Annotated in this window: 25 protein-coding genes; 5 read left to right on the top strand and 20 right to left on the bottom strand. The window is 69.6% G+C overall.

Features of this window, described 5'->3' with window-relative positions; translation table 11 throughout:
- Nucleotides 1-12: 12 nt before the first annotated feature.
- Genes QHF83_RS05145 through clsB form a run of 4 tightly spaced genes read right to left on the bottom strand, consistent with a single transcriptional unit; the run spans nucleotide 13 to nucleotide 4,749 of the window.
- Nucleotides 13-1,410, bottom strand: coding sequence for a sigma-54 dependent transcriptional regulator (locus tag QHF83_RS05145; protein ID WP_282416638.1), 1,398 nt, complete (start codon nucleotides 1,408-1,410; stop codon nucleotides 13-15).
- 7 nt (nucleotides 1,411-1,417) lie between these two features.
- On the bottom strand, nucleotides 1,418-3,076 hold the full coding sequence (locus tag QHF83_RS05150) for a protoglobin domain-containing protein (protein ID WP_282416639.1): 1,659 nt from the start codon (nucleotides 3,074-3,076) through the stop codon (nucleotides 1,418-1,420).
- A 2-nt stretch (nucleotides 3,077-3,078) separates the two neighbouring features.
- Entirely contained in the window at nucleotides 3,079-3,480 is a 402-nt protein-coding gene (locus QHF83_RS05155; RefSeq protein ID WP_282416640.1) for a hypothetical protein, read from the bottom strand.
- A 45-nt stretch (nucleotides 3,481-3,525) separates the two neighbouring features.
- Complete coding sequence (gene clsB / locus QHF83_RS05160) at nucleotides 3,526-4,749, bottom strand: cardiolipin synthase ClsB (protein WP_282416641.1); 1,224 nt, start codon at nucleotides 4,747-4,749, stop codon at nucleotides 3,526-3,528.
- Between the two features lie 193 nt (nucleotides 4,750-4,942).
- Between clsB and QHF83_RS05165 the strand changes: the two genes are divergently transcribed.
- A complete protein-coding gene (locus QHF83_RS05165) occupies nucleotides 4,943-5,383 on the top strand; it encodes a universal stress protein (RefSeq protein ID WP_282416642.1) in 441 nt (146 codons plus the stop codon).
- A 57-nt stretch (nucleotides 5,384-5,440) separates the two neighbouring features.
- Here QHF83_RS05165 and QHF83_RS05170 read toward each other — a convergent pair whose 3' ends face one another.
- The 14 genes from QHF83_RS05170 to QHF83_RS05235 all read right to left on the bottom strand — a co-directional run bounded on the left by QHF83_RS05170 (nucleotide 5,441) and on the right by QHF83_RS05235 (nucleotide 20,184).
- On the bottom strand, nucleotides 5,441-6,589 hold the full coding sequence (locus tag QHF83_RS05170; RefSeq protein ID WP_282416643.1) for a dienelactone hydrolase family protein: 1,149 nt from the start codon (nucleotides 6,587-6,589) through the stop codon (nucleotides 5,441-5,443).
- A gap of 62 nt (nucleotides 6,590-6,651) precedes the next feature.
- The gene (locus QHF83_RS05175; RefSeq protein ID WP_272419903.1) at nucleotides 6,652-7,236 is read right to left on the bottom strand and encodes a hypothetical protein; all 585 of its coding nucleotides are present in this window, start codon (nucleotides 7,234-7,236) and stop codon (nucleotides 6,652-6,654) included.
- A gap of 65 nt (nucleotides 7,237-7,301) precedes the next feature.
- On the bottom strand, nucleotides 7,302-8,099 hold the full coding sequence (locus QHF83_RS05180) for a hypothetical protein (protein ID WP_282416644.1): 798 nt from the start codon (nucleotides 8,097-8,099) through the stop codon (nucleotides 7,302-7,304).
- The gene (locus tag QHF83_RS05185; protein WP_282416645.1) at nucleotides 8,096-10,006 is read right to left on the bottom strand and encodes a BatD family protein; all 1,911 of its coding nucleotides are present in this window, start codon (nucleotides 10,004-10,006) and stop codon (nucleotides 8,096-8,098) included. The genes QHF83_RS05180 and QHF83_RS05185 overlap by 4 nt, the downstream gene beginning before the upstream one ends.
- Nucleotides 10,003-11,100, bottom strand: a complete 1,098-nt coding sequence (locus tag QHF83_RS05190; RefSeq protein WP_282416646.1) for a tetratricopeptide repeat protein — start codon at nucleotides 11,098-11,100, stop codon at nucleotides 10,003-10,005. Before QHF83_RS05190 ends, QHF83_RS05185 begins: the two co-directional genes overlap by 4 nt.
- A complete protein-coding gene (locus tag QHF83_RS05195) occupies nucleotides 11,087-12,187 on the bottom strand; it encodes a VWA domain-containing protein (RefSeq protein WP_282416647.1) in 1,101 nt (366 codons plus the stop codon). The genes QHF83_RS05190 and QHF83_RS05195 overlap by 14 nt, the downstream gene beginning before the upstream one ends.
- Entirely contained in the window at nucleotides 12,184-13,320 is a 1,137-nt protein-coding gene (locus QHF83_RS05200) for a VWA domain-containing protein (RefSeq protein ID WP_282416648.1), read from the bottom strand. Before QHF83_RS05200 ends, QHF83_RS05195 begins: the two co-directional genes overlap by 4 nt.
- Nucleotides 13,317-14,420 (bottom strand): hypothetical protein, encoded by a 1,104-nt coding sequence (locus tag QHF83_RS05205; RefSeq protein ID WP_282416649.1) that lies wholly within the window; start codon nucleotides 14,418-14,420, stop codon nucleotides 13,317-13,319. Before QHF83_RS05205 ends, QHF83_RS05200 begins: the two co-directional genes overlap by 4 nt.
- A complete protein-coding gene (locus QHF83_RS05210; protein WP_282416650.1) occupies nucleotides 14,417-15,430 on the bottom strand; it encodes a DUF58 domain-containing protein in 1,014 nt (337 codons plus the stop codon). Before QHF83_RS05210 ends, QHF83_RS05205 begins: the two co-directional genes overlap by 4 nt.
- On the bottom strand, nucleotides 15,427-16,413 hold the full coding sequence (locus QHF83_RS05215; RefSeq protein ID WP_282416651.1) for an AAA family ATPase: 987 nt from the start codon (nucleotides 16,411-16,413) through the stop codon (nucleotides 15,427-15,429). Before QHF83_RS05215 ends, QHF83_RS05210 begins: the two co-directional genes overlap by 4 nt.
- 163 nt (nucleotides 16,414-16,576) lie before the next feature.
- Entirely contained in the window at nucleotides 16,577-16,894 is a 318-nt protein-coding gene (locus QHF83_RS05220) for an emp24/gp25L/p24 family protein (protein ID WP_136929413.1), read from the bottom strand.
- Nucleotides 16,895-17,024: 130 nt separating this feature from the next.
- Nucleotides 17,025-18,524, bottom strand: coding sequence for an aminomethyl-transferring glycine dehydrogenase subunit GcvPB (gene gcvPB, locus QHF83_RS05225; protein WP_282416652.1), 1,500 nt, complete (start codon nucleotides 18,522-18,524; stop codon nucleotides 17,025-17,027).
- Nucleotides 18,525-18,568: 44 nt separating this feature from the next.
- On the bottom strand, nucleotides 18,569-19,156 hold the full coding sequence (locus QHF83_RS05230; protein ID WP_282416653.1) for a hypothetical protein: 588 nt from the start codon (nucleotides 19,154-19,156) through the stop codon (nucleotides 18,569-18,571).
- On the bottom strand, nucleotides 19,153-20,184 hold the full coding sequence (locus tag QHF83_RS05235) for a tetraacyldisaccharide 4'-kinase (protein WP_282416654.1): 1,032 nt from the start codon (nucleotides 20,182-20,184) through the stop codon (nucleotides 19,153-19,155). The genes QHF83_RS05230 and QHF83_RS05235 overlap by 4 nt, the downstream gene beginning before the upstream one ends.
- A 108-nt stretch (nucleotides 20,185-20,292) precedes the next feature.
- Here QHF83_RS05235 and QHF83_RS05240 point away from each other — a divergent pair, with 108 nt between their 5' ends.
- The gene (locus QHF83_RS05240; RefSeq protein ID WP_282416655.1) at nucleotides 20,293-20,838 is read left to right on the top strand and encodes a hypothetical protein; all 546 of its coding nucleotides are present in this window, start codon (nucleotides 20,293-20,295) and stop codon (nucleotides 20,836-20,838) included.
- Here QHF83_RS05240 and QHF83_RS05245 read toward each other — a convergent pair.
- Nucleotides 20,790-21,434: a hypothetical protein gene (locus QHF83_RS05245; RefSeq protein ID WP_282416656.1), complete on the bottom strand. Its 645-nt coding sequence runs from the start codon at nucleotides 21,432-21,434 to the stop codon at nucleotides 20,790-20,792. The two genes, QHF83_RS05240 and QHF83_RS05245, sit on opposite strands and share 49 nt — an antisense overlap.
- 150 nt (nucleotides 21,435-21,584) lie before the next feature.
- On the opposite strand from QHF83_RS05245, the gene QHF83_RS05250 reads away from it, so the two are divergent.
- Together QHF83_RS05250 and QHF83_RS05255 are read left to right on the top strand one after the other, a co-directional pair.
- On the top strand, nucleotides 21,585-22,496 hold the full coding sequence (locus tag QHF83_RS05250) for a DUF2726 domain-containing protein (RefSeq protein WP_282416657.1): 912 nt from the start codon (nucleotides 21,585-21,587) through the stop codon (nucleotides 22,494-22,496).
- Between the two features lie 99 nt (nucleotides 22,497-22,595).
- Nucleotides 22,596-23,375 (top strand): SCE4755 family polysaccharide monooxygenase-like protein, encoded by a 780-nt coding sequence (locus QHF83_RS05255; protein ID WP_282416658.1) that lies wholly within the window; start codon nucleotides 22,596-22,598, stop codon nucleotides 23,373-23,375.
- A gap of 14 nt (nucleotides 23,376-23,389) precedes the next feature.
- On the opposite strand, the gene hemL is transcribed toward QHF83_RS05255, so the two are convergent.
- Complete coding sequence (gene hemL / locus QHF83_RS05260) at nucleotides 23,390-24,664, bottom strand: glutamate-1-semialdehyde 2,1-aminomutase (RefSeq protein ID WP_282416659.1); 1,275 nt, start codon at nucleotides 24,662-24,664, stop codon at nucleotides 23,390-23,392.
- A gap of 111 nt (nucleotides 24,665-24,775) precedes the next feature.
- Here hemL and QHF83_RS05265 point away from each other — a divergent pair, with 111 nt between their 5' ends.
- Nucleotides 24,776-26,500, top strand: coding sequence for an NAD(P)/FAD-dependent oxidoreductase (locus tag QHF83_RS05265; RefSeq protein ID WP_282416660.1), 1,725 nt, complete (start codon nucleotides 24,776-24,778; stop codon nucleotides 26,498-26,500).

Here is a 26,500-nt window from a genome sequence, read left to right on the forward strand (position 1 = left end):
TCGTCCGCAGGATCAGCTCTTTTTCTCTTTTTCCTTCGCGGCGACGCCGTACTCGTGCAGGCGGTACTGGATGGTGCGCACGCTGATGTCGAGCATCTCGGCGGCCTTCGCCGTGGAGCCGTTCGTGGCGTCGAGCGTGGAGAGGATCGCGAAGCGCTCGATCTCGGCCATCGTGGCGCCCGGGATCCGCACGCCGCCCTTGGGCAGCGGGGCCACGTCGATCGGCAGGTCGCCCTCGTCGATCTGCGTGCCCTCGCAGAGCACCACGGCGCGCTCGATCGCATTCTCGAGCTCGCGCACGTTGCCCGGCCACCGGTGGGCGAGGAGCTTGGCGCGGGCGCGGTCGTGGAAGCCCTCGATGCGCTTCTTGTTCTCGAGCGCGAAGCGCTTCAGGAAATGCGCCGCGAGCAAGAGCACGTCGCCGCCGCGCAGGCGGAGCGCCGGCATCTCGATGTGCACGACGTTCAGGCGGTAGTAGAGATCCTCGCGGAATCGGCCGTCGTGCACGTCCTTCGCGAGGTCGCGGTTCGTCGCGGCGACGAGGCGCACGTCGACCTCGACGGGCTCGTTGCCGCCGACGCGCTCGAACGTGCGCTCCTGCAAGACGCGGAGGAGTTTGACCTGGGTCGCCGGCGGGATCTCGCCGACCTCGTCGAGGAACAAGGTGCCGCCGTTCGCCTGCTCGAAGCGGCCCACGCGGCGTTTGTCGGCGCCCGTGAAGGCGCCTCGCTCGTGGCCGAAGAGCTCGCTCTCGAGGAGGCTCTCGGCGAGGGCCGCGCAATGCAGCGTGATGAAGGGGCCGCTCGCGCGCGGGCTCTTCTTGTGGATGGCCCGCGCGAGCTCGCCCTTGCCCGTGCCGCTCTCACCGGTGATGAGGACCGTGGCGCGGGCCGGCGCGACCTGCTTGGCGACGCGGTAGACCTTCTGCAGCGCCGGGCTCGATCCGATGAGGCCCTCGAACCCCTCGCCCTCGCGCTCGCGGAGCTGGCGGCGAAGCTCTTCGGCCTCGGCCTTGAGGTTCGTCCGCTCGATCACGCGCTCGATCGAGAGCGTGAGCGCGTCGAAATCGACGGGCTTCGTGATGAAATCGTCGGCGCCGCTGCGCATCGCCTGGACGGCGGTCGAGACCTCGCCGAACGCGGTCACCATGATGACGGGGACGCTCGGGTACGTGGCGCGGAGCTTCTGCAAGAGCTCGAGGCCGTCCATGCGCGGCATCTTGAGGTCGGTCACGACGACGTCCGGCGGGCGCTCGGCCGCGATTTGCAGCGCGCTCGGCCCATCGGCCGCGGCGTCGACCGCGTAACCCTCCTGCCGGAGCAGCTTTTCGAGGCCGGAACGAGCGCTCGCCTCGTCGTCGACGACGAGCACGCGCGCCTTGGGTTTGCCCGCGATCTTCGTATCCGTCATGGGAGCCTCAAGCGAGAATCTTCCCCGTATTCGACTCGGCGCCGTGGGCGCCGAGGCGCACCGGGAGCGAGACACGGAATACCGTCCTGCCGGGGTGGCTGTCGACGTCGATCATGCCGCCGTGGTCGGTGACGATGCGGTGGACGATGGCGAGGCCGAGGCCCGTGCCCTCGGGCTTCGTCGAGAAAAACGGGTCGAAGATCGGGGCGTCGGGGCTCGAAAGGCCAGGCCCGTCGTCCTCGACCTCGATCACGACGTCGCGCGGCCTGCGCCGGGCCCGGAGCGTGACGGCGCCGCCGCCCGTCGGCTGGAGCGCCTCGACCGCGTTCTGCAGGAGGTTCAGGAGGACCTGCTGGATCTTGGGCGTGTCGAGGTCGAGGACGAGCTCGGTCGCGGGGAGCTCGAGGGCGAGCGTCACACCGGTCTGGATCGCGCGCGCCTCGACGAGCTTGCTCGCGCGCTCGCACACGGCGTGCACCGACGTGGGGCGCAGCTCGAGGGGTTTTGGGCGCGCGAAATCCAGGAACTCGCTGACGAGCTTGCCGAGGCGCTTGATCTCCTCGCCCACGATGTGGACGGCTTCGAGCTGATCGCCGTCGGCGCCGCTCTTGCGCAGGCCTCGTTCGAGGAAGGTGACGTGGAGCTGGGCGCCGTTCAGCGGGTTTCGGATCTCGTGCGCGAGGCCCGCGGCGAGCGTGCCCACGGCCGCGAGTTTTTCGTTTTGCCGGAGACGCACGGCGAGCGCGTTCTCGTCGGTCGTGTCGCGGCCGACGGCGAAGAGGACGATGTCGTCGTCGTCGCCCGGCGCATACGCGAATTGAAAGCGGACGTCGCGGATCTTGCCGGCGCGGGTGCGGACCGCGCTCTCGACGTCGTCGAGGGTGGCGCGGCTCTCGCGGCCCTCGAGGAGCGCGTGGAGGAGGCCGGCCTGTTCGTCGCGGAGGCCCTCGGGCAGGAGCGCCTCGTGGAAAGGCGCGCCGATGACCTCCTCGCGGCCGAGGCCCGTGACACGCTCGGCCTCGCGGTTGAAGAGGCGGATCTTGCCTTCGCGATCGAGGCCGACGACGAGCACGCGGGCGAGCTCCACGGCGCTGACGTAACGATGCTCGGTGCGGCGCAAGGCGAGGTCGACCTCGGCGCGTTCGAGGCGCTCGCGTTGCTGCGTGCGCGCGAGGAAATGATCGCGGTAGCCTTCGAGCATGAACGCGAGCTCGAGGTCGAGGGCACGATCGAGCGCCTCGCGGCAGGCGCGGGACTCTTCGCCCATCGTGTCGTCGACGACGCGGAGGAGCTCGACGCGGATGAGCGCCATCGCGGTGAACATGTAGCGCTGCGGGAGGCCGATCTGGACGTGGATCCGGCCGATTTCGAGGGTCTTCTTGAAGTACGCCTCGTCGTGCGGGCCCGCGCAGAGCCGATCCATCCAGCGGACCATGGAGCCCTGGAGGCGCTTGATCTGCTCCTCGCCCGTGAAGACGTCGTGCGCGTCGTCGTGCTCGCGGATGCGGTCGTAAAAGGCGGTGGCGATGCGCTCGAAATGCGGGGCGGCGAGGGGCCGGAGCGCGCGGAGCAGGCGCGCGTCCTCGTCGCTGAAGCGCACGTATCGAAGAAGCTCCTGGACCAGGGTTTCGTCGGTCGCTGCGCGGAGAGGTGCCAATCGGACCATGATCACGGGGGCTTCGGCGCCGAACGGTCGTTCACGTTGCCCTCGATCCCGCCCTCGATCAAGGGGAGGTCCGCGCCGAACCAGGCGACCCGGCAGCCGCCGCGGTGCAAAGCTTGCGCCTCGGCTGCAAGGGGTGCGCCGCCGTCCCCTGGAGGCTCGTTCCCCTCGGTCTCGCGCGCGGCCGGAGCGAGGGAGCAGACGAGGTATCGATCGCGGATGGAGAGGCCAGTGCACGCCGCGCAGAGAGCGCATCGATCGATGTGGACCTCCGCGGCGCGGCGAGGGCATTCGACGAGCATTCCTTTGCCGCCGGCGCCGAGGACGCGGATCGGGAGACGACGGACCCCAGGGAGCGTGTCACGAGGCGGAGGTTTCCGGTTCGGCATGATGATCGGCGACGTCATGCAACCGGCGGGCCCTTGCAGGCGCCTCGCGGGCGCGTGTCGTCGTTACAGCCAATCCCGGAACAGATACGCCGCCCAGGATGCCGCCCTCTCCCACGGCGGCCGTTTCCCCCAGCTCGTGGAGGTCACTTCCTCGCAATGGGGCAAATCCGCGAGGAACATGGCCTCCATCGCCAGGGCGAACCGCTCGTCCTCGATGAGCGCGTTCGCCTCCAGGTTCTGCCGCAGCGATTGCATGTCGAGGTTGCTCGACCCCACCGTCGACCAATGCCCGTCGATGACGGCCGTCTTCGCGTGGAGCACGCGGCCCTTCCATTCGTAGAGGCGCGCGCCCGATTCGAGGAGGCGCCCGTAGATCGAGCGCGACGCGTGGAGGACGGCCGGGACGTCCGTCGTGCCCGCGACCATGAGCCGTACGTCGACGCCGCGCTTCGCCGCCTCCGAGAGCGCGTGGAGGAGGCCGAGCGAGGGGAGGAAATAGGCGTTCGTGATCCAGATGCGCCGTGCGGCGTTCTTGATGGCCGTGCGGTAGGCGTCGCGGATGCCCGCGCGGCCGCGGTGCATGTCGCTCGTGATCACGCGGACGCGCGGATCGGGCCTTCGACCGGCGTGGCTGTAGCGCGGCTCGTCGACCGCCGGGCCCTTCGCTTTGCGCCAGGTGCGCAAAAAGAAGTATTGGAGCTCGATCGCCGCGGGGCCTTCGAGCTCGAGGTGCGTGTCGCGCCAGGGCGGGGGGCTGCCGATGTCCTTCGGCGCGTAATCGCCGCAGATGTTGATCCCGCCGGTGAACGCGATGCGCGAGTCGACGATGAGCGATTTGCGGTGGTTTCGCCGGACCACGTGGCGGAGGAGCTTCCGATTCTGGAGCGCGAGGAGCACGGGGCGGAACTCGACGACCCGCACGCCCGCTTCCTGCAAGTTCGCCACGTAGCTCCCCGAGACCGACGAACCCCAGGCGTCGTAGAGCAGGTTGACCTCGACGCCCGCGCGCGCGCGCTCCGCGAGGGCGCACGCGAAGGCCTGGCCGACGTGGTCGTCGCGCAGGATGTACGTCTCGAGGCAGATCGTGGAGTGAGCGCGCGCGATCGCTTCGAGCATCGCGGGGAAGGTCTGCGCGCCGTCGTGGAGGAGGCGCAGCCGGTGGTATCCCACGACCATGTCGCAGAAGGCCGGTGTGCGAAGGAGCGTCGTGGGCAGCGGCGGCACGGCGTCGACGGATGGAATGGCGTCGACGCTCGGAGAGAGCGGCAGACTGTCGCCTCGGCTCAAACGCTTGTCCTTTCGAGCCCCAGGGTAGCGCAGAATCAGCCTGGAGCCCCCTCACCGATGGGGGACGTCCGCGGCGGAGAGGACGCGGCGACCGCAGCACCTGGAAGATCCGTGCAGGCGTCGGGGCACGACGGTGCTTCGCGCATGGCACGGGTCGTGTTAGGCCCGTGCCGCGCAGAAGGAGAGCGACTGTATGCACCGGATTCTGGTTGGCCTCGATGCTTCCCCGCGATCGAAGGACGTGCTCGACGCGGCGATCGACCTGGCACGGCGAACGAACAGCAAGCTCATCCTGATGCGGGCGATCGGGATCCCGGTCGAGCTCCCGCCGGAAGCCTACGCATTGCCGCCGGCGTCGCTCGAAGGGCTGCTCGAACAAGAGGCGCTGCGGTACGTCGAGAGGGAGCTCGAGCGCGTGCCCGAGGAGCTGCGCGGGCCGGTGAAGGTGGCCGTCGGGACGCCGTGGCAGGCGATCTGCCAGGCGGCCAAGGACGAGAACGTGGACCTCATCGTGATCGGGTCACACGGCTATCAGGGGCTCGATCGGCTGATCGGGACGACGGCCGCGAAGGTCGTGAACCACGCGGATCGATCGGTGCTGGTCGTGCGGCACGCCGAGAAGCTCACGTCGTGATGCAAGGCGTGCGGCGCGGCGCAAGGGCTGCGCCGCACGCGTGACCCGGTCGACGCTCTAGGGCCCGAAGGTCTTCGACTGGATCGAAGCGATGCCCGTGTCGACGTAGCGGGCCTGGGCCTCGTCGCCGGTGAGGTAGGTGTTGTAGGCGATGTTGCCGCGCAGGTAGCGCTCGTAGAACGCGGTGACGTAGGCGCGCGAGAGCGCGTTCACCGTGGCGTTGTCGAGCGTGGGCATCTTGCACGCGCTGCAGGCGAACCCGCAGGTCTGCGTGTTGTCGACGAAGCCGACGTGGTTCGCGCCGTTGATCGTGACTGCGATGCTCGGCGCGGCGGCCTTCGCGTAGAACGTGATGAAGTTCTCCGCGGCGGGCGCGCACGCGGGCTGGAAGCCGCCGCTCATGCTGTCGAGCGTCTCGCCGAGGAAGCCCGTGGGTTTTTCGATCGGGAGCTCCGCGCTCACGTCGATGCACGCAGGCGCGTTGCACGTGGGGTTCGGTTGGAGCGGGTTACTGGGGGCGCCATCGACGGGATCGAGCACGATCGTGGCCTTGAAGCGCTCGTCGAGCTTGGCCGCGTAGACCGCGAGCTTGCCGCCGAGCGAGTGCCCCGTGGCGCCCGCGAGCTTCGTGTCGCCTTTGAGCTCGGGCTTCGACTCGACCCAATCGAGGCCGCTGATGATGTTCTGCGTGGCCTTCGTGTTGTCGGTGCCGGCGAGCGAGGTCGGATAGTCGGGCGTGACCGCGACGTACCCGAAGCTCGCGAGGCGCTTCAAGTAGCCGTGATACTGGCTCGCCGCGATCTGGAAACCGTGCGCCACGACGACGACCGGATACGGCCCGTTCGAAGGGCCCGCCGTGGGATAGGCCGCGTGCATGGGCACCGTGTCGCCCGTGGAGGCCTTCCACTGGTTGTCGTCGATCTCGGCGATCGTGTAGGGCCCGTCCTTGTCCGGATCGAACACGGCCATCGGCGCGCCGCCGCCCGCGCCCCCGCCGCCTTGCCCCGATCCGCCCGCGCCCCCGACGCCGCCCTGGCCACCGTCGCCGCCGGTTCCACCTGCGCCGCCGCCGCCCGGACCCGACGCGCCCGAGCCGCTCCCCGTCGGTCCGATGATCGTCCCCGAAAGACCGGTGTCATCCCCGCCCGTGCAAGCCGACGCGAACACGAGGCCTGCAATGCCCAAGACAATGCCGAATTTCTGCATGGGACGTGCGTAAGCCGACGCTGCCGAAGCGTCAACGCGGTCACCCGAGGATGCAGAAGCGATCAGGCCGTGAACTCGGTCGTCATCTGGATCCCCCAGTTCGTCGGGGGACGGACCGCGTAGCTCAGCGCGAGGACCTCGATCAGCACGATGCGATAAATCTCGTGTACGTCGTCGACGTCCACCTCGCTCGCGTTCGCCTCGAGCGCCGCGTCGACGTGCTCGTGGACGAACGAGAGCACATCGGGCTGCTCCATCGCGATGACGTCGTCGGAGTCGACCGCCTCGGCCGGATCGGCCATGCGGAGCTGTTCGTCGAGCTTGAGCGACTCCTCGACGCCGGCGAGCGCGAGCGGCGTGACCTCCGCGAGGTCTTCACCGAAGACGTTGTCGAAGGCGAGCCAGACGGCGAGCGTCAGGAAATATCCGAGCGCGAGCGCGGTTTCATCGAGAGGACCGCCGAGAACCTGCGCGATGCGATCGGCCATCGCAGGCTGGGTCTGCTCGAAGCGAGCGAACGCTTCGTCGAGCTTCTGCCGCGCTTCTTCGTCATCCTCCGCGAGCTGCTCCTCGACCTCCGAGAGGGCCCGCAGAGGGACCTGCGCGAAGGACGGTACCGGACGGATGGCAGCGCGGCGGACCCACACGGCGGAAACCTAGCACACGGCAACGTCACGTTCTCGCGACATCGTCCGCAGCCATCGGGCGGACGTCACGGCGAGAGCAGGCGGACGCTGCCGCTCGGAATCCAACCCTCCGTCGCGCCCCAGCGCACGTGAACGAGCCCGCCGCGGGCCTCGCCGACCTCGACGGCATGCGCCTCCGGGATCGGCTCGCCGCCGAGCGCCGTGCCGTGATCGTCGACGAGATGGACCTCGGGCACGACGACGACACCCGCGCGTGTCGTGAGCCGGAGCCTTCGCGCAGCGATCGTGAGCGGCAGGAAGACGCAGAGGAGCACGAGCGCGGTCGGCGCCATGATGCGGCCGGCGACGGAGAACGAAGAGGCGCGGCTCCGCCGGAGGAAGAGGCCGATCGAGAGGAGGATCGAAGACGCGAGCGCGAGCAGGCTCCAGGTGCGCTCGGACGCGAGGCCGATGACGGCGCGATCGAGCGTGGGCCGCACCGTGGTCGCGTCCTTGCCGCGCCGCGCGCGCCTTCGCACGACCTCGGCGCGGACGAGGTCGAGGGCGTGATCCGCCTCGATGTCGGAAGGGCGAAGGCGAAGCGTCTCCTCGAAGGCGGCCGCGGCGCGACCGAGATCGCCGGATCGATCCGCGCCGGCGCGCACGCGCGCGACGTAGGCGAGGCCGCGGCCGAAGCTCGCGTCGGGGTGCACGAAGCCCATGTCGGCGAGAGCCTCGAAGCGCTCGATCGCCGTGCCGTAGGCGCCGCGCGCGAGGGCCTCGGTGCCTTCGCGATGGAGCTCTTCGGGCGTCGCCGCCCGCGCGACGTTCGCGAACGCGAACACGAGCACGAGCGAGATCGCGACGGCCTGCCCGCGCCTCATCCCCGCGCCCTCCCGGATAAGGCGAGGAGATCACGCACGACGGCTCGCCCGCGCTTCGCAAGCTCTTCCAGGCTCGCGGCGCTCGCTCCCGGATCGAAGCGCAGCGCCGATGCCTCGTCGAGCAGGCCGCGCGTGCGCGCCGCGAGGTCCTCGGCGACGCTCGCGTCTTCGAGCTCCTTCGCGAGATTGTCGAGCAGGATGCCGCGCGATTCGAGATCGGTCGCGGCCTTGATCGCGTGGTGGATCGCGCGCTCGACGGCCGCCGAGAGGGCCTTCGTGTCGCCGCGCTCGCGCGCTTGATCGGCCTCGTCGAGGGCGACGTTCGCGAGGCGCTCCGGCGAGGATGCGCCCGCGGCCCTGCGGGATCGGAGGCGTCGCGCGCCCGCGCCCGCGGCCGCGAGCAGGCCGTACGCGAGGGGCGGCGCGGCGATCACGAGGTAGAGATTCGCGCCGTCGAAGAGGGGCGCGGTGGGCGCGACGAAGGCGCCGAGCGTACCGCGCGGCGCAGGGAGGGTCGCGAAAGGATCGGCCTCGCCTTTCGGAGCCGCGGGCTCGGCGCCGGGCGCGGCGCTCGGAGAGGCGCTCGCGGACGCTCGGGGATCGGGCGCGGCGGCGGGCGCGACGTCGACCTTGCCGAGCTCGACGCTCGCGACCTCGTACCGCTTCGACGAGGGATCCCAGTACGGCAGATCGATCTTGCCGAGATCGACCTGGCCCGTCTCCTGGATGCGCACGACGTAGCCGAACGAGCGATACCCCGAGATGATCGCGCCTTGCGGCCCGATCGACTCACGCTTCTCGGGATCGAGCCACTCGACGCCAGTGCGCGCCGGCACCGCGAGCGTCTGCGGGAAGTTGCCGCTGCCCTTCACCTGCGCGGTGACCGCGATCGATCCGCCCTGCGTGAGGCGGCGCGGCTCGACGGTGGCCGAGAGCGAGAAACGACCGACGTCGCCGAGGGCGTAGCCCGGCGGGCGACCCGCGCGCGGCGGCTCGGTCACGCGGATGACGAGGTCCTCGCTCGACCGATCGACCATGCGGCCGACGTGCTGGCCCGAGAACTTGATGGTCATCGGTCCGACGTGCAGATCGCCCGTGCGGACCGGGAAGAGCGCGACGCGATCGATGAGGCGCGCCATGTACGTCTTGCCGCCCGCGCGCGTGCGGAACGGCGGCTCGAAGCCCGGCGTCGAGATCATCGACATGCGGATGAAGTCGGTCATCGACGCGTCGCGCGCAGGCGCCATCTCCACGTTCACGCGCTGGTAGATGTAGAACGAGACGGTGACCTGCTCGCCGACGACGGCCTCTTTCTTGTCGGCGCGGGCGTGCAAGAACACGTACGGATCGGGCGCGGTCTTGAGCTCGAGCTTCTCGTCGAGCGCGGGCTGCGGCTCGTCGTCGTCATCGTCGTCGGCGAAGGGATCGCCGCCGCCGAAGATCCGCCCGAAGAGCCCAGGGCCGCCCGGCAAGAGGAACGGGCTCTGCGGCCTGCGTGAGCGGCCCGTCGCGGGGACGACCTCGACCTCGATGGCTTGTCCGGAAAAACGTTGCCCCGACCAGAGCACGCTCGGCGCGGGGATCTTCACGCGGCCGGGCGCGTTCGAGACGAGCTGCCAGCTCGCGTCGATGCCGACGCGCATGTTGCCGTTGATCGCGACCATCGAGGTGCCGATGGCCGGGCCGCCCTGGATCGTGGCGCCCGTGGGCGGCGCGAGGCGCGGATCACTCGGCATGGGCTCGCCGTTCGTGACGAGCGCGGAGAGCTGAACCGAGAAGGGCTCGCCGACCTCGACCTTGCGCGCGCTGACGCGGGTCGTGACCTGCGGCTCGGCGTGCGCGATGGTTGCTGCAGAAACGATCGCAGCCTGCGCGCCGAGGACCCACGCGAGCGCCCCGGCCCTCACTTGTCCTCCATCGCGCGACCGCGCCGCGTGCCGGCCTTCATCTTGGCCTCCTGCTCCTGGTAGGTCGGCGCCTCCTCGAAGCGATCGAGGATGCGATCTTCCTGGCCCGGCTGGGGCTCGGGCGAAGCGGGTTGCGGCGGCGGAGGCTGCGATGGTCCGCCGTCCTGGCCGCCCGCATCCTGACCCGCGTCCCCGTCGCCGCCGTCGCCCCCGCCGTCGTCGCCGGCATCTTTCCCGCCGTCGTCGCCGCCGTCCTCGCCTGCGTCCTCGCCGCCGTCGGACCCATCCGAGCCATCGGATCCATCGTCGCCGTCGGAGCCATCACTCGCGTCGTCGCCGCCGTCCTGGCCCGCATCCTGGTTCGCGTCTTGATCGGCGTCCTGGCCCGCGTCCTTCTGGTCCTCGATGCGCCGGAGCGCGATGGCGCGGTTCCACGCGGCGTCGCGCCCGATGCCGTCGGCGGCCGCGTCCTCGGGCAAACCCGGGATCAGCGCGAGCGCGTCGTCGTAGTGGCGCACGGCTTCCTCGTACTTCTTCCGCAAGAACTCGAGGTTGCCCGCGAGGTAGTGCGCGCGGGCACGGAGATCGATCGGGACCTTCGGATCCTCGGCGATTGCTCGCACGACGATGAGCGCGCAGTCGATCTCGAGCGAGCGCATCGCGGCGAGCTGCTCCTCCTCGGGGCCGCCGTCGCCTTGCTCCTCCTCGCCGAAGCGCCGGCCGTACTTCTCCGCGACCGAGAACAGCACGAGGCCGAGGTCGAACGAGCCGTTGTACTTCTGGCGAACCGCGTCCGGGAGGCCGAGGCCCGCGTCCGTGCACGGGCCCGTGCCGAGGTACGTCTCGAGCGCCTGCTCGGCCGATTCGAAGCGGCCCGCGTCGAGATCGGCGAGGGCCTGATCGACCGCGGGCGCGTTGCGTTCGAACGGCGAGCTTGGGTCCCATCCGGTGCACCCGGAGGCGAGCCAGGTCGCGCCGCCGGCGACGCAGGCGAGCGCGAAGAGGGCGATCGCCGCGGTCTTCGCGCGATCACGCATCGTGCTCGACCCACGAGCGGCGCGGGCGACGCGCTCTTTGCGATCAGGCCGGGACACGACGCGCCTCCTTTCGTTTGCGCTCGCCTGAGGGGGCGATCGGCTTCGGCGCGGCCCTGCGGCGGAGGATCCGGAGCGGCGCGTCCGTGATCAGCGCCTCGGCCACGAGCAAGAGGATCGCGAGCCCGAGCGGGTAGTAATAGACGTCGGCGTAGACCGTCTCGATCTTCTCGGCGAGCTCGCTCTTCATCTGCTTGCGCAGATCCGCGGCGATTCGATCGATCCCGGTCGTGCCCTTCTCCGCCACGATGATCTCGCCGCCGGGCGTCGACGTGGCGATCGACGCGAGCTGCTTCTCACCGTGCACGGTGAGCGCCGTCGTGAGGGGTTTTCCGTTCCGGTCCGTCCGGAAGCCGACCACGCGGCCGTCCTCGCCGACCTCGGGGATCCGCTCGGGCGTGCGGCCGCCGATCTGCACGACGTGCACCGTCGTCCCCTCGGCCCCGAGCTGGCGCGCGACGGAGGCCGGATCGCCCTCCAGATCCTCGCCGTCCGTGACGAGCAGGACGATCCGTTTGTGCTCCGACGATTTTGGATCCCGCTTCAAGAGATCACGCGCGAGCGTCAGGGCGCGGGCGATCGCGGTGCCGCCGATGGGCATGTCGTTCGGGTCGAGCTGGCGGAGGAACTGCGCGACCGCGGCGCCGTCGGCGGTGAGGGGAAAACCCATCGGCTCGCCGGCGAAGGCGACGGCGGCGAAGCGCGCGCCTTCGAGCTCCTTCACGAGCCGCGCGACCTCGACCTTCGCCCGGAAGATCCGCGAGGGCTCGACGTCCCGCGCGTACATGCTCTTCGAGTAGTCGAGCACGAGGACCACGTCGACGTTCGTCGCCGGCACGAGGCGCGTCCCCTTGCCGTACTGCGGGCGCGCCGCCGCGAAGAACGCGAGCGCCGTGGCCATCACGAGGAGGACGGCCTTCCACGCGCGGCGCACGGAAGGGTCACTCGTCCGCAGCGCTTCGACGCGTTCGAGATCACCGAAGGCCTGCGCCGCGCGCCGCCGATAGACCGCGCCGAGCGCGAGCAGGAGCGCGACGAGGGCCGCGAGGGCCGTGCAGAAGAGGAAGACGGGCGCGCCGAAGATCACGGGAACCTCCGGAGCAGCCACGCGCGGAGGAGCGCGTCGAGGCCCACGAGCACGACGCCGGGCACGAGCAGGAAGGGGAACAGATCCTCGAACGATCCGCGGCTCGCCTCGAACCGCGTCTTCTCGAGCTTGTCGAGCACCGCGTGCATGCTCTCGGCGAGCGCCTTCGCGTCGGTCGCGATGTACGCCTCGCCCTTCGTGGTCTTGGCGATCCACTTGAGCAGCTCGGGGTTCACCGGGTAACGACGGCGCACGTAGCGCGGCTGGCCGAGCAGATCGAAGCCGTCCTCGACGTCGACCTCGTCGTCGTTGCCGATCTGGATCGTGTTGACCTGGGCGCCCACGCTCGTCGCGAGGTGCGTCGCGTACTGCGGCGAGACCAGGCCTTCCTTGTTGTCGCCGTCCGTGAGCAGCACGATCACCTTCGACTGCGCATCGCTCTTGCGAAGGCGCGCGACGGCCGTGGCGAGGCCGTCGCCGATCGCCGTGCTCGACCCGTCGATCACGTCGAGCGTCATCTTGCCGACGAGCTCGCTCAGGAGGTGATAGTCGAGCGTGGGCGGCGAGAGGACATACGCGCTCTTGCCGAAGACGACGACGCCGATGCGGTCGGTCTTCCGGCGCGAGATGAAGTCCTGGAGCACGATCTTCGCCGTATCGAGCCGCGTGAGGCGCTTGCCGCGCGGCAGCGTGATCCGGCCCGGGAGATCACCCGGCTTGGCGTCGAGGATCGCGCGCATCGAACCCGAGAGGTCGAGCGCGACGACGATGTCGATGCCTTTGTCGTCGCTGCGCTCGTCGCGCAGGATCGAGATCGGGCGCGCGATGGCGGTGATGAGGAGCGCGACCGAGACGGCGCGGAGGACGCCCGGCAGATCCCGGAGCTTCGCGCGCACGCCACGCGGGCCGGTGGTGAAGGGGAAGATCGTTCCGACGCGCAGCCGCGGCGTTCGCCGGTCCTGACCCGCCGTGCCCCACCAGAGCAGGACGGGCACGATCGCGAGGCCGAGGAGCAGCCACGGCAGCTCGAAGCTCGCGCTCTCCCAGGCGTCGCGCCGCGCGATGAAAGGCCACGCGAGCGCGAGGGCAAGCACCACGAAGGTCTGCAGAAGGACGAGGGCAAACCGCTTCATGTCGGCCCTCCCGCCGCTTCCTTGCGCGCGGCGGTCTCGCTGGATCCCGCCTGGGGCGGCGTCGTGTTGCGCACGATCGTGATGCCGCGTTCGAGCGCGGCGAGGCAGTCGTTTTCGCTCGGCAAGACGCGCGCGAACTTCACGAGATCGGCCTCTTCGAGGAAACGCGTGATCGTGTCGAGCCCGCGCACCGGCGGCCGCACGCGCGCGAGCGTTCGTTGCATCTCGTCGGTCGTGCTCTCGAGACCGTCGAAGCCGTAGCGCGCGCCGAGGTACTTGCGCACGCAGTCGCTCACGCGGTCGAAGTACTGGTCGTTCTTGCCCTCGGCGATGAGGTTCGATGCGCGGATCGCTTCGAGCTCTTCGAGCGCCGCGAGCCACGGTAGCTTGGGCGCGACGTACGGGACGGGCTTCGGGCGGCGCGACCAGCGCACGAAGAGCCACGCGCCGATCGCCGTGAGGATCGCCCCCACGAGCGCGCCCACCGCGAGCTGCTTGGCGAGCACCCACTCCTCGCGTTGCGGCCTTCCCTCGGGGTTCGGTCGGACCTTCGGATCGAGCTCGTTCGCGATCGGATCCTCGATCAGGATCGGATGCGGCGCCGTGCAGACCGTGACGAGATCCCCGCTCGCGCGCGCCAGCGTGATCGGCACGGGCGGCAGCATCATCGCGCTTCGGCCTGGGTTCTTGGGCAGGGCCACGAACGGGATCGTCACCTTCGTCGTGGAGGACGTCTCGCCCGCCTCCGTGATCGCGACAGGGCCGGCGCCTCCATCCGGGTCGGGCAGGACGAACCCTGCCTCTTCGAGCGCCTTGTACTGATCGCTGCCTCGCTCGACCCGGAAACCGCCGGGCATCACGGTCTCGCCCTTGCCGTGCACGACCGTGATTTCGAGCGGCGCGGCCCAGCCGCTCGTCCCGCGCTCGGGGAACGTCTCCGTGATCTTCGGCCGGCTCGCGCCATCGGGCACGCGCTCCACGCACGACGCCCACACCCGCGCGCCCGCGTCCGCGTCCGTCTCCTCGGCCGACGCCGTGCGCGCCGCGGCGACGGCGACCAGGGCCACGGCGAACACGAGCGGGAGGCATGTCCTCGTCATCGCCGCGCCCTCCTCGCGCGCTTCGCGAAGAGCTGGCGCAGCGGCTCCACGTAGCTCTGATCCGTGCGGATCGTGACCGTGTCGACCGCGAGCTTCTTGAACAGCTTGTCCCGCTCGCGCCGCAGCTTCCGCATCTCGGCCGCGTATCGCTCCCGCACCTTCCGGTCCGACGTGTCGACGAGCACCTGCTCGCCCGTCTCCAGATCCTCGAACGTCGCCAAACCGACGTCCGGCAGCTCCGCGTCGCGCGGATCCTCGATCACCACCGGGATCACGTCGTGCTTGCTCGCCGCGAGCGCGAGGGCCCGCTCGTAGCCGTGATCGAAGAAGTCGCTCACGACGAACGCGACGCTCCTTCGTTTCTGCACCTTCGACAGCGTCTCCAGCGCGACCCGGAGGCTCGTCCCCGCGCTCTCCGGCTCGTGCCCGAGGATCTCGCGGATGACGCGCATCACGTGCTTGTCGCCCTTCTTCGGCGGGACGATCTTCTCCACACGATCGGTGGCCAGGACGAGGCCGACGCGGTCGTTGTTGCGGATCGCGCTGAACGCGCAGAGAGCGCAGATCTCCGCGGCGACCGCGGCCTTCGAGGCCCGCCGCGTCCCGAAGAGCTCGCTCTCCGACGCGTCGACCACGAGCATCACGGTCATCTCGCGCTCTTCGGTGAAGACCTTCACGAAGGCCTCGTTCATGCGCGCCGACACGTTCCAGTCGATCCAGCGCACGTCGTCGCCGGGGTGGTACGCGCGCACCTCGCGGAACGAGAGGCCCTGACCGCGGAACACCGACGAGTACGCCCCCGAGAGCTGCTCGTTCGCGAGGTGGCTCGTCTTGATCTCGATCACGCGCAGCCGCTTGAGCAGCTCCGCGGCGCCGGCCTTCGCGCCTTCCTTCTTGCTCGGCGCTTCGTCCGGCGGGGGCTCGTCGCCGAGCCCGAAGAACGCGCGCAGGCGCTCCCCGAAGCTCGGGCTCTTCGTCGCCCCCTTCTTCGTGCGGCCGGCGGCCTTCACGGCACCTCGACCACCTCGAACACGCGCCGCACGACCTGCTCGGTCGTCACCTCTTCGGCCTCGGCCTCGTACGTGAGCACCATGCGATGCCGCAAGACGTCTGGCCCCACGGCCTTCACGTCCTCGGGCGTCACGTACCCGCGGTGCCGCAGGAACGCGTGCGCGCGCGCCGCCAGCGCCAGCGCGATCGAGGCGCGCGGGCTCGCGCCGTACTCGATCATGCTCGCGAGCTCCTTCATGCCCTTCTGGTTCGGCTCGCGCGTCGCGAAGACCACGTCGACGATGTAGTCCTTCACGCGGTCATCCATGTACACGTCGCGCACGACCTTCCGCGCGCTGACCAGCGTCTCCGGCTCGATGATCTTGTTCGCGCTCGCCTCGACGAGCCCCGTCGTGCGGTCGATGATCTGCCGCTCCTCCGCGCGCGTCGGATACCCGACCTTCACCATCAGCATGAAGCGATCGACCTGCGCCTCGGGCAAACGGTACGTGCCCTCCTGCTCGATCGGGTTCTGCGTCGCCATGACCACGAAGGGATCGGGCAGCTTGTAGGTCGAGTCGCCGATCGTGACCTGCTTCTCCTGCATCGCCTCGAGCAGCGCGCTCTGCACCTTCGCCGGCGCGCGGTTGATCTCGTCGGCGAGCACGAGGTTCGCGAAGATCGGGCCGAGCTTCGAGGAGAACTCGCCCTTCTGGTGGTTGTAGATGACCGTGCCGATCACGTCGGCCGGCAGGAGATCGGGCGTGAACTGGATGCGCGAGAACTTCGCGTGGATCGCGTCGCAGAGCGTGCGGACCGTGAGCGTCTTGGCGAGCCCCGGCACGCCTTCGAGCAGGACGTGACCGCCCGTGAGCAGGCCGATCAGGATCCGCTCGAGCATGTAGGTTTGCCCGACGATCACCTTGCCGACCTCGGCGATCAGGTTGTCGACGAAGGCACTCTCTTTCGCGACGAGCTCATTCAGGGCGCGGACGTCGTGCATGGCATGAACCGGGGAGCGTGTCTGGGCGGCGTTGCCGCAAGGCCGTCGTGGCTCGATCCCGCGCTTCGCGTGGGATCGACGTGCGGCGTGCACATAGCAAGGCTCGCGGCGCCTGGACAGGCGCGGCGGCGCGTTTATTCCCGAAAGCGGCGCGGGGCGCTCGCTACATCGCCGAGATCACGTTGAGCACCGCGTTTCCGCGGATCTTGCCGTAGAGCTGCCAGATCTCGATCTTGTACGCCCCCGGGGCCGAGGCCGTGAACTCGATCGGCGGCGCGCTCTGGGGCTTGCCCGTGGGCAGATCGCGCAAAACCCGCTCGATGATCACCTTGCCCGAGGGTGATTTGATCCGAACGTTGAACGGCGGATCCGCGTCATCGTCCGAGCGAAAAACGAGCTTGACCAGGTCCCCCACGCGGGCAGGGTCGGTCTTGCAGATCGTCTCGATTTCTCCGACGTTGTCGGTGATGGTCCGGGACACGCCGTTGCTCGTTCAGGCCTTCACGCTCTGACACGCCGCGCGCTCCCGAGAGAGAGCGAGCGACCGACGGGCGACATTGTACGCACGGACAACTCCGGTTCGCGAATTTGGGGCGAACCGGAGCTCATGTTCAGCGCGCCTCGGGCCGCCACCGCAGCCGCGGCTGCCGCGCCGCGCGTGCTTCGTCGAGCCTCCCGACGACGGTGTTGTGAGGCGCACCTTTGACGAGGGCCGGGTCTTCCTGCGCCTCGCGGGCGATGGCCTTCATCGCGTCGATGAACTCGTCGAGCGTCTCCTTCGTCTCGGTCTCGGTCGGCTCGATCATGAGCGCGCCCGGGACGACGAGCGGGAAGTAGATCGTCGGCGCGTGGAAGCCGTAGTCGAGCAGGCGCTTGGCGACGTCGAGCGTCTTGACGCCCGTCGCCTTCTCCAGGTCGACGTCGCTCAGCACGACCTCGTGCATGCACGCCTCCGGCACCGGCGCCGCGTACGTGTCCTTCAGCATCGCCCAGAGGTAGCGAGCGTTCAGGACCGCGAGCGCGCTCGCCATCTTGAGGCCCTCGCCGCCCATCTCGCGCAGGTACGTGTAGGCGCGGATGAACATGCCGAAGTTGCCGTAGAAGGCGCGCAGGCGGCCGATCGACTGCGGGCGATCACGATCGAAGGCGAACGTGCCGTCGTCCTTGCGCACGAGCACGGGGCCGGGCTGGAAGGGCTCGAGGTGCTTCTTGAAGCAGACCGGACCCGAGCCAGGGCCGCCGCCGCCGTGCGGCGTGGTGAAGGTCTTGTGCAGGTTGATGTGGATGACGTCGACGCCGATGTCGCCGGGGCGCGCGTGCCCCATGATCGCGTTCGTGTTCGCGCCGTCGCCGTACACGAGGCCGCCCTTGCCGTGCACGACCTCGATGATCTCCGGCAGGTGCTTCTCGTAGACGCCGAGCGTGTTCGGGTTCGTGATCATGAGGCCGAAGACGTCGTCGCCGCCCTCACGCTCGATCGCGGCGAGGACCTCTTGCGGCGTGACGATGCCACCCGGGTTCTTCTCGATCTTCACCGCGACGAGGCCGTTCAGAGCGCAGGAGGCCGGGTTCGTGCCGTGCGCGCTCTCCGGGATGAAGACCTTCTTCGGGCTCCGCCCCTTCGACTCGTGGTAGGCGCGCATCATCATGAGGCCGGTGAGCTCGCCCTGCGCGCCCGCCGAGGGCTGCAGCGAGCAGGCGTCCATGCCGCTCACCGCGCTGAGCATCTGCTGCACGTGCCACATGACCTCGAGCGAGCCCTGCACGAGCTCGTCCGGCGTCTCCGGGTGCATCTTCAAGAAGCCCGGGATGCGCGCGGCCCACTCGTTGATCTTCGGGTTGTACTTCATCGTGCACGACCCGAGCGGATACAGCTGCGAGTCGATGCAGAAGTTCCACTGCGAGAGGCGCACGAAGTGTCGGAACGCCTCGGGCTCGCTCACCTCGGGCAGACCCGCGGCCTCCTTGCGCGCGAGCGCGCCGAAGTGCGCCGCCGGATCGATGTCCGGCACGTCGAGCGGGGAGAGCGAGGCGCCCGAGCGCCCCACGGTCCCCCGCTCGAAAATGGGGGGCTCGCGGAACTTGATTCCTTGCGGTTGAGGTCGTGCCATGGTCGCAATCTCGCTCGGGCGAGGGAACGTCCCCGAGCCTTGTTTCAGGGGTTCGCCGGCTCCTCGGGCGCACCCTGTTCCTTGTTCTCCGAATCCCAGTCGCCGCCGCCGAGGTCGGAGGCTCCCGTGCCGCCGATCGACGCGAGGTCCGGGTTCACGTTGCGCTGCTTGACCGCGTCCCACGGCTCGCCGACCTCGTCCTTGTCGAAGCCGATCTCGCCGGCGAACGTGTCGTCGACGTTGTCACCCGCGGGGCGCTTGTACTTGAAGTAGCCGCGTCCGCTCTTCGACGCGTTGGGGCCGACGAGGCCCTGGGTGTACTCGGTCCACTCGAACTTGATGACGTCGCCGGTGGCTTCGCCCTTGAGCTTGCCCCACCGGTCCTTGTGCGGGCGGATCCACTTGCCCTCGACCGCGTTGCCGTCCTGGACGAGGTGCAAGTAGCCGTAGAGCTCGCTGAAGTAGACGCCGGTCCAGCTCGCGCCGGACGGCATGTCACCGGGGTTCAGATCCGGGGCCTTCGCGCCGCCCGAGCCGCCCGAGCAGCCGACCGTCGAAATCGAAAGCGAAAGAGGAGCGCTCACGAGCGCCATCGCCGTCACGACCAACCTGAGCGAACGCATCCATTTCATGGGGCCGGGAGCCTAGCACAGGCAGGTACGCCCTCGCGCGAGCCTCGAAACGAGAGCCGAGCGAGGAGCGGGCCCACGTCGATCCGATGATCGAGGGCGAGGACCGGGGCACCGCCGAGCCGGGGCGGGAGCTTGGTAGCGCACCGAGCCGTGGTGAGCCAGGCGTCGAGGTGAAGGTCCCGGGCACGATCGAGGGTCCCGGGGTCGAAGCAGGCGTGGTCGGCCAAGCAGAGGGCCGCGCGAGGGTGGATGCGCTCACGATCGAGCGCGGTGAGCAGGCGATCGGGGCGCGCGATGGCCACGAGGAGGCCGACGCGCCGCGACGCGAGGGAAGCGAGGTCGTGGCGGCGACCGGACGCGTCGAGGGCGCCGTCGATCGTGGAGGCGAGCGGCACCATGGACGCAGGCAGAGCCGGCGAGCGCGCGCCGCCGAGCGCGACGACGTGATCGGCCGCTTCGACGAGCGCGGACGCGGGGGCGCGGAGATCGCCGAGCGGAGGGCAGACGCCGGCGCCGAAAGGAGATGCGCCGTCGAGCACGAGGACGGCGTCGTCGAGGCGGCGCGGCGATGCCTGGAGGAGGCCGTCGACGACGAGGAGGGTTTTTCCGGACCGCACTGCGAGGGCGAGGGCGCCTTCGCGTCGCTTCGCCACGAAGACGGGCGTGTCCGTCGCGGCGAGCGCGCGCGCTGCGCAGAGGGCGTCGTCGCCGACGAGATCGACGGGATCCGCCGGGAGGATGCGACGTGCGGAAGCGGCGCGCGCACGGTAGCCGTGTCCGATGAACGCGACGTCGTGACCTTCGAGCGCGAGCGCGCGCGCGAGCTCGATCGCCACCGGCGTCTTGCCCGCGCCGCCGAGGACCGCGCCGCCCACGCCGACGATCCGCGCGCCTTCGGGGAGCGTCACGGGGCGCGCGACGCGCGCGGCGGCGATCGCAGCCCAGGCGCCCGCGAGCGCGCGACCTGGCACGGAAGGCGCGATTCCACGCTCGAGACGTCGCGCGATGCGGGCGCGCAGAGAGTCCATGACGCTTGCCCCGAAGGTAGCGCGCGGCGCGCGGGGCTGCGACGCGGCTCGTTCGCTGTCGACGGCACGCGTGGGATCGCGTAGGGCAAGAGGCGTGGAGGTTCGCCGATGAAGCGTTCGCCTTTCTGGATCGCGGTCTTCGGGCTCTCGGCTCTCGCGTTCGTCACGTCCGCGCGCGCGGACGTGGTCGGGCCGCCGCCGGACGACTGCCCCGAGGGCACCGAGGGCGCGACCTGCCACGGCGGGCCCTACTGCAGCCCCATCGAGTGCACCTCCGACGCCGAATGCGGCAACGGCGAGACGTGCAAGGCTCAGCCGCTTTGTGTCTCCACGATCGGCTGCGCCGGCCTCCTGCCGCCCGACGCCAGCCCGATGGACTTCGAGCGTACGAAGATCGAAGCCCTCTGCCCGAACGGCAACGAGTGCACGCAGGGCGCGACCTGCAAGACGCAGAAGGTTTGCGTTCCCGCCGCGTCCTCCTCGGGCTCCTTGTCGTCCGCCGATGGCAGCGGATGCGGGTGTCGACTCGCGCCGTCCGGATCGTTCGAAGCCTCGCTCGGCGCGCTCGCGCTCGGGCTCGGGGCCGCGGCCTTTGCGCGCCGCCGTCAGCGCGTGGATGCCGCGTCCCGCGCTTCCCGGCAGCGCCGCGCGTAACCCGAGGCGAGCGCGTCGATGCCCGGCGCGCCGTCGGGGTGCGCGCGCAGATAGTCGAGCACGAGCCCCTCGCGTGCTTCCTCCGGCGCCGCCCAGAAATTTTCTTCGAACTCGTACCGTATGCGCGCCGATGCGCCGACCCCGAACGCGCGGCGCAGCCCGAGCTCCAGCGACAGCGCCGACGCTTCTTTCGCGAGCGCGCGCGCCGTGATCACCTCGCAGTCGTCCTCGTCGCTGCTCGGCTCCACGCGGAGCCCTTCGGCTACGTGCGTGAGCAGGTGCCCGACCCGCGCCGCGGCTTCCTCCGTACCGAGCGCCTCGTCGATCAGCACCGCGCCCGACGTCGTCACCGACGACACGCCGATGCGACCGAAGCAGAACGACACCCCGCCCTTCGCGAGCGCGTGGTCTCGTGCGCGCGCCCCCGCGGGCGCTTCACCGAGCTTCGCCAGGATCGCCTCGGCGCGCGCCGCGTCGGCGCGAAAGGGCGCGGGGCACGAGTTCGTGTGCGGCGTCTCCGAACGGCATCCGAGCGAGATGCATGGAGCAAGAACGAAGAGCGCGAAGAGCACGAGTGCAACGCGAAGGCTGCACACGTGTGGCGTGGCGCCCGCGTGCTTTTTCGGGCGAACCCGCGGGCAACCTGGGCCTTCGTGAGCTCCTGTAAAGAGAATCACCTTGGATCGCTGTCGTCTCCGGTTGCGGTCACCCGCGCTATCAGCCTACCGTAGGCAAGCGGTCGCGCGATGAACGGAAATCTGAAGAAGCTCGTTCACCACACCGAAGAGGCAGTCAGCTTCGGGCTTTCGACCGTCTGCAAGCGGCTCGGCGCCGGCGTGCTGATGCGCGTCAAGGCGCAAGACGTCTTCCGAACGGAAGGCAACGGACTCTCGGACGATCTCCTGCAATTCGTCGCACGTGCCACGTTCGACTACGTCGCGGTCGATACGGAGCGCACGCCGCTCTTCGTCGTCCAGTTCGACGGCACCTCGCACCCGACCGACGTGGCGAGCGTCAAGCAGCAGCAGGAGAACGAGATCTGCCGCAAGCTGCTCCTGCCGCTCGTGCGGGTGCACGCCTTCCACCTCTCGAAGAAGCACCACAGCGTAGAGCTCATGACGCTCATGCTGGAGAGCTGGTTCGCCTCGAAGGGCATGCCGAACGGCGGGGAGAAGTCACGCACGTTCCGCAGCGGCGAGATCGATCTCTTCGGCACCGCGGGCCCCGGCTCGACGGCGAGCCTCTCCGCCAGCGCCGTCACTTCGTCGGGGGAGTTCGATCCCACCGCGGGCGCGCTCGGCGACGTGCGCAGGAACATCCGCCGCATCTACGAGTCGGGCAAATGCAAGAGCCCCGTCGCTTCGTCCGTGATCGGCGTCGACGCGGCCGGCAACTTCCACGCCGTCGGGTTCGTCCGCGTGACGGACGAGGCCGTGGCGAGCTCGAAGATCGCCGTGCGCAACCAGCTCTTCCCCGCGACGACGAACACGCTCGTCGACGAGATGCTCCTCTACGAGCTGTATCAAGAGCTCCTCGAATGCATCCGCGGCCGCGGCCGTCTCGTCTCGCGCGCCGAGCTCGGCGCCACGATCGCGGCCTTCCGCATGCGTTACAAGGTCAAGGCCGTCCCGCCGAGCATGCCGCCCGGCTCTTTCTGAGCCCGCCTGCATTCTCGTCCGGCTGGGTTTTTCCCGTCGCAACGGCTTCCTTCCCGCCGCAAGCGTGACTCGGGTACCCTCGGCGTGTCCGAGGTGGCCATGCATTTCCGATCTCCTGCCCTATTTGCCTTCGCCGCGGTTCTCCTCGCGGGTTCGAGCGCGTTCGCGCACGCCGTGCTGATGAATCCGCCACCCCTCACGAACGACGACAACGCGAAGAGCGGCCCTTGCGGCTGTTATTTCGGCGCGAGTCCCGAGGATCCCGCCGAAGACGGCTCCGCCGCGGCGTGCCCGGCCTCCGGCTACAAGGTCACCGACCTCATGGTGGGGCAGCCCGTCCAGGTCACGTGGAAGGAGACGGTCAATCACAACGGCAAGTTCCGCGTGGCGATCTCGACGAAGTCGATCGACACGGTCAAGCGCGCGGATCTCGACGCCGCCGTGTTTTACGAGGCGAACGACGCGAACTCGCAGTCGGGCGGGCTCGTGAGCACGACCATCACCGTGCCCGATACGCCTTGCGAGAACTGCGTGATCCAGCTTCGCCAGTACATGGAGGGCGCTTCGAAGCCCTACTACTACTCGTGCGCCGCCGTGAACATCGTCGACCCGAACGCGAGCGGCAGCACGTCGAGCTCGACCGTGTCGTCGTCGTCGTCGTCGAGCTCGTCGGGCGCGGGCGGCGCGGGCGGCGAAGGCGGCGGCGGGATGGGCGGCTCGATCCCGGACGACGTCGGCCCTGGCCCCGCGCCGTTCCAGGAGAGCCCGACGTCCGGGGCTTGCAGCGCTTCGCCTGCGGCGTCCGGATCACCCGCCGCGCTCGCGCTCGTCCTCGCCGGCCTCGTGGCCCGCGTGGCGCGCAAGAAGGCGCGGCGGTGATCGTTTCGACGAGATCAGCCGAGTGACGCGCGCGCGGCTAAGGCCGTGCGCGTGATGTCCTCGTCGGTGTGCGCCGCCGAGAGGAACGCCGCCTCGTATTGCGACGGCGGCCAGTAAATGCCCCGCGAGAGCATCCCCGCGTGCCAGGTCGCGAAGCGCTTCGTGTCGCTCCGCGACGCGTCGGCCCACGACCGCACGGGTTTGTCATTGAAGAACAGCGTGATCATCGAGCCCACGCGCTGCACCGTGGCCGGCACGCCCGCCTTCGCGGTAGCGTCCTTCAAGCCCGCTTCGAGCGCGGCGCCGAGCCGTTCGAGCTTCTCGTACACCTCGGGCACGAGCCGCTCGATCGTCGCGAGCCCGGCCGCGACCGCGACGGGGTTTCCGCTCAGCGTGCCCGCCTGGTACACGGGCCCGAGCGGCGCGACCACGTTCATCACGTCCTCCCGTCCGCCGTAGGCTGCGAGCGGCATGCCGCCGCCGATGATCTTGCCGAGCGTCGTGAGATCCGCGCGCAGGCCGTAACGCTCCTGCGCGCCGCCGCGCGCGAGGCGGCAGCCCGTCATCACCTCGTCGAAGATCGAGAGCGCGCCGTGCTTGCGGCAGAGGGAGATGATCGCCTCGAGGAAGCCGGGCTCGGGCGGCACGCAGCCCATGTTGCCGACGACGGGCTCCACGATGACGGCCGCGATCTCGCTGCCGCGGGCCGCGAACAGCGCTTCGAGCGCGGGGATGTCGTTGTACGCGAGCGTCAACGTCGTCTGCGCGGTGCCCTCGGGCACGCCGGCCGAGTCGGGGACGCCGAACGTCGCGAGGCCGCTGCCTGCTTTGACCAGCAAGTGATCGGCGTGTCCGTGGTAACAGCCCTCGAACTTCACGATGAAGTCGCGGCGCGTGAAGCCGCGGGCCACGCGGATCGCGCTCATCGTCGCCTCGGTGCCGGAGGAGACGCAGCGGAGTTTTTCAATCTGCGGGTACAACGCGCGCACGGCCTCGGCGAAGCGCACTTCGCGGGACGTCGGCGCGCCGAACGAGAGCCCGCCCTCCGCGGCCTCCTGCACGGCGCGGATGACGTCGGGGTGCGCGTGGCCGAGGAGCGCCGGGCCCCAGGAGCCCACGTAGTCGACGTACTCCGAGCCATCTTCGCCGTAGACGCGCGCGCCCTTGGCGCGGGCGATGAACACGGGGTTCCCGCCGACGGCGCGGAAGGCGCGGACGGGGCTGTTGACACCGCCGGGGATGACGGCGCGGGCGCGTTCGAAGAGGGCCTGGGAGATCGTGTCGGACATGAGGCGGGTGACTATGCGCGCCTTGGGTTCGAGGGCAAGTCCGAGGTATCCTGCGGGGGGCTTTCTTCGCGCGGCGGCCTATCGCCGCTCGCGTTTTTCCCAGGGGAATCCATGGCGAGAACACCGCTGCTCCGTTCCTTGTCCCGCCTCCTCCAGATCAGCCGGGCCGCGCGCCAGACCGGCATCCCTGCCGACGAGCTCCTCGCGATGCAGCGCGAGCGCGCGACCTTGCCGCGCCGTCGCTTCCTCGAGATGAGCGCCGCGGCGCTCACCTTGCCGATCGCGGCGAGCGCGTGTGGCGGCGACCCCGCGAACCCACCGACCGAGGGTGAACCCACGATCGCGATCGTGGGCGGCGGCATCGCGGGCCTGCACTGCGCGTATCGACTGAAAAAGCTCGGCGTCTCCGCGACCGTGTACGAGGCCTCGAAGCGCATCGGCGGCCGCATGTACACCGATCGGATGACGTTCCCCGACGGCCAGCACTGCGAGCTCGGCGGCGAGCTCATCGACACCGGCCACCAGACGATGCACGACCTCGCGGCCGAGCTCGGCATCGACCTGCTCGATTACAAGAACGACGATCAGAGCCTCGAGCATCTCGTCGCCCACATCGGGGGCGCGAAGCTCACGGAGGCGGAGATCCTGATGGGATTCGAGCCCATCGCGACGAAGATCGACGAGGCCCTCGCGACGCTCACGGATCAGGAGGACCTCTTCGTTTATTACAACAAACCGAACGGCGGCGAGGCGCTCGACAAGCTCTCGCTCTCGGCGTGGCTCGATCAGATCGGCGCGAGCGGGCCGGTGCGGACGCTCCTCGAGGTCGCGTACAACATCGAGTACGGCCTCGAGCCCGACGTGACGAACGTGCTCAACATGATGTTCCTGATCTCGACGGACACCTCGTCCTTCCAGGTCTTCGGCGACAGCGACGAGCTCTTTCACACGAAGGACGGCAACGACACGTTCCCCACGCGCCTCGCCGAGGATCTCGACCCCGCGCAGATCGAGCTCGACGCGACGCTCGTCTCGCTCAAGGAGGCGGCGGACGGGCGGTACGTGCTCACGTTCTCGCGTGAGGCCGGCACGTTCGAGGTCACGGCGGATCACGTGGTGCTCGCGCTCCCGTTCACGAAGCTCCGCGAGGTCTCGATCGAGGTCGCGTTGCCCGACGTGAAGAAGCGCGCCATCGACGAGCTCGGGTACGGCACGAACGCGAAGCTCATGGTGGGTTTTTCCTCGAAGCCGTGGCGCGACGCGGGGTCGAATGGCGAGACGTTCTCGGATCTGCCGTATCAATCGACGTGGGAGACGAGCCGCCTGCAGCCGGGCGCGAGCGGCATCCTGACGAACTTCACGGGCGGCGACCGAGGCGTGGCGATCGGCATGGGCACCCCCGAGGAGCGCGCGGCCGAGTTCCTGGATCAATTCGAGCAGGTTTTCCCCGGAACGAAAGCGACCCACAACGACAAGGTCGTACGATTCCACTGGCCGACGCACCCGTTCACGAAGGGGAGCTATTCGGCCTACAAGGTCGGGCAATACACGACGATCACCGGGTCGGAGTCGGAGCGGGTCAAGAACCTCCATTTCGCCGGGGAACACACGAGCCTCGACGCGCAAGGGTACATGGAGGGCGGCGCGCTCTCGGGCGCGATCGTCGCCGACGAGATCGCGGCGGATCTGGGTATCTCGACGCAAATGCTCTCGCGCGGCCAGGCTGACGAGGAGCGACCGCGATCTCTGTGGCTGCCGGGCGACCGGATCCTCGCGCGCGCGCGGGCGGCGCGAATGCATCGACGCTGGAAGGCGGCCCCGCGGCGGGCCCGCTGA

This window comes from Polyangium sp. 15x6 (assembly GCF_029960785.1).
Taxonomy (GTDB): Bacteria; Myxococcota_A; Polyangia; order Polyangiales; family Polyangiaceae; genus Polyangium.